Source organism: Actinoalloteichus spitiensis RMV-1378, assembly GCF_000239155.1.
Lineage (GTDB): Bacteria > Actinomycetota > Actinomycetes > Mycobacteriales > Pseudonocardiaceae > Actinoalloteichus_B > Actinoalloteichus_B spitiensis.
Map to the genome: position 1 here is coordinate 1 of NZ_AGVX02000817.1, position 2,971 is coordinate 2,971.

The 2,971-nt window shown below is 71.7% G+C and carries 1 protein-coding gene; it reads right to left on the reverse strand.

Annotated elements, in window-relative coordinates:
- Window positions 1-36 precede the first annotated feature (36 nt).
- Window positions 37-2,430 (reverse strand): HAD-IC family P-type ATPase, encoded by a 2,394-nt coding sequence (locus ACTIDRAF_RS0225645; RefSeq protein WP_016701502.1) that lies wholly within the window; start codon window positions 2,428-2,430, stop codon window positions 37-39.
- Window positions 2,431-2,971: the final 541 nt, after the last annotated feature.

Below are 2,971 nucleotides of genomic sequence, written 5' to 3' on the forward strand. Positions count from 1 at the left end.
CCGCCCACCCGGCGCGGCCTGGGACGGACCAGCCCGCTAGGCGGGCACCGCGTCCCCGGCCACGGCACGCCGCCGCGACCACCAGCGGTTGATCCACCACACCGCCTCCACCACGAGGATGCCGACACCCCCGCACACCAGGGCCTTCGCCGTACCAGCGAGGTTCGAGGGGTCGAGCTCGAAGAACCGCTGGGTGAGCGGCATGAGGAACATCGCCGTGGACAGCCCGGCCATGCCCAGGATCAACCCGACCTTCCACCACGAGTAGGGCCTGGCCACGATCGCCAACACCCACAACGCGATCACGATCAGCGTGATCAACGCGGTCGTGCCCGCCTGGACCCTGTCCACCTGGCTGGCCTCCGGCCCCTGGTAGACGAGCAGGTAGGACACGAAGGTCGCCACCGAGATGACGATGCCGGCGGGGATGGCCATCCGCATGACCCTCCCGACGAAACCCGACCGCGCCCGCTCGGTGTTGGGCGCGAGGGACAGGATGAAGGCCGGCACCCCGATCGTGAACCAGGCGGTGATCGTCACGTGCCGGGGCAGGAACGGGTAGGGCACCTGGGCCATGCCGATCATCAGGGCCAGCAGCACCGAGTACACGGTCTTGGTGAGGAACAGGTTCGAGACCCGCTCGATGTTGCCGATGACCCGGCGGCCCTCCGCGACGACCTTGGGCAGGGTCGCGAACTTGTTGTCCAACAACACGATCTGCGCCACCGCGCGGCTGGCCTGGCTCCCCGAGCCCATCGCCACCCCGATGTCGGCGTCCTTGAGCGCCAGCACGTCGTTGACCCCGTCGCCGGTCATGGCCACCGTGTGCCCCCGGGACTGCAGCGCCCCGACCATGGCCCGCTTCTGCCCCGGGTCGACCCGGCCGAACACCGTTCCCGTCTCCACGGCGTCGGCCAGCGGTTCCGGCTCCGAGGGCAGGCTCCGCGCGTCCACGGGGCGGTCGGCGCCGGGGAGCCCGAGGTCCCCGGCGACGGCGCCCACCGAGGTGGCGTTGTCCCCGGAGATGACCTTCAACCCGACCTGCTGGTCCTGGAAGTAGTCGATGGTGTCCTTCGCGTCCGGGCGGATGCGCTGTTCCAACACGACCAACGCGACCGGGCTGACCCGGCCGGGCGCGTCCTCGGCGTCCACCGGGCGGTCCGACCGGGCGAGCAGCAGCACCCGCAGTCCGCGCGCGCCGATCCGTTCGGCCTCGGCGCGTTCCGCGCTGCCCTCGGCCAACAGGACGTCGGGGGCGCCCAGCAACCAGTTGCCGTGCTCCCCGAAACTGGCGCCGCTCCACTTCCGGGCCGAGGAGAAGGGCGCCGTGCCCGTGACCGTCCACCCCGGGTCGTCGGGGTGCGCCTCGGCGATCGCCTGGAGACTGGCGTTGGGGCGGGGGTCGGCGGCGGCGAGCGCGGCCAGGGCCCGCGCCGCGTTCGCCGACGGCTCCCCGGTGTTGCGGACCCGCACCTCGGCCAGGCGCATCCCGTTCTCGGTCAGCGTTCCCGTCTTGTCGGCGCACACCACGTCCACCCTGGCCAGCCCCTCGATGGCCGGGAGCTCCTGCACCAGGCACTGGTGCCGGCCCAGTCGGATCACCCCGACGGCGAAGGCGATGCTGGTCATCAGGATGAGGCCCTCGGGCACCATCGGCACGAGGGCGGCGACCATGCCCCGGATCGCCTCCGGCCACGCCTGGTCGCCGGCGAGCTGGTTGTAGATCGTGAGCAGACCGGCGGGCACCAGCAGGTAGGTGATGACCTTGAGGATCCTGTCGATCCCCGACCGGAGCTCCGACTTCACCAGCGTGAACTTGCTGGCCTCCTCCGCCAACCGGGCCGCGTAGGCGTCACGGCCGACCTTCGTCGCGGTGTAGACACCCGATCCGGCGACGACGAAGCTCCCGGACAGCACCTGGTCCCCCGGCGCCTTCACCACCGGGTCCGACTCGCCGGTGAGCAGCGACTCGTCCACCTCCAGCGCCTCGGCGGCGAGGACCGTCCCGTCCACCACCACCTGGTCGCCCGCACCCAGTTCGATGACGTCGTCGAGGACGACCTCGTTCGGGGCGACCTCGGCGGACTCGCCGTCCCGGCGCACCCGGGGCCGGCTCTGCCCGATGATCGCGAGCTTCTCCAGGGTCCGCTTGGCGCGGAGCTCCTGCACCACGCCGATCGCGCTGTTGGCGACGATGAGGACGCCGAAGATCCCGTCCAGGAAGTAGCCGGTGGACATCACCAGGACGAACAGCACCGCGTAGATGGCGTTGATCCTGGTCAGGACGTTGGCTCTGATGATCTGCGCGACGCTCCGGCTGGCCCGGGCCGGCACGTCGTTGGTCTGTCCCGCGGCGACCCGCTGCGCGACGTCGGCGGCGGTGAGGCCGTCCAGCAGATCGCGTGTTCCGTCATTCGCATTGCCGGTCACTCCAGCGAGCGACATATGTGCTTCTCCGTGTCGATGGTCTCACCCGGGGTGGTCGCGGGTGATTGGCACGCCGGGGCTCCTGGGGCCCCGGTCCTCACGGACGCCCCGCCCCCGTCCTCCGGTCCCCCACCACCGGGTGGACGGTGCGTCGCGCGGGTGTCCCACGTTCTGGTCGCTTCGGCGGCCGTCCTCCCGTCGCTTCGAGTCGAGGTGCCCACGACTCTAGGAGTCGATGGGCGTGGGCACAGCGGGCATCGGTCAGTCAGGCCCCTGAATCTCCTCCGGGGGATCCCCGAGGAGAGCCAGGGTCGGGTGCCGAACGGCCGGCCCCGGCCCGGTCGCGCCTCGACGCGCGACCGCCGACGGCACCGCTGGTCGGCATGCGGGGAGGTGTGCCCCCCGGGCGGGGACATCGCGGACCCGGAGCGGTCCCGTCGACGACGTGCGCCCCCGAGACCTGGAGGATTTCATGTCCGATGTTCCCCCGACGCCGCGACCCGCTGCCACCGGGCTGGACGGTCCTCCACGGGACCGGCGGCGG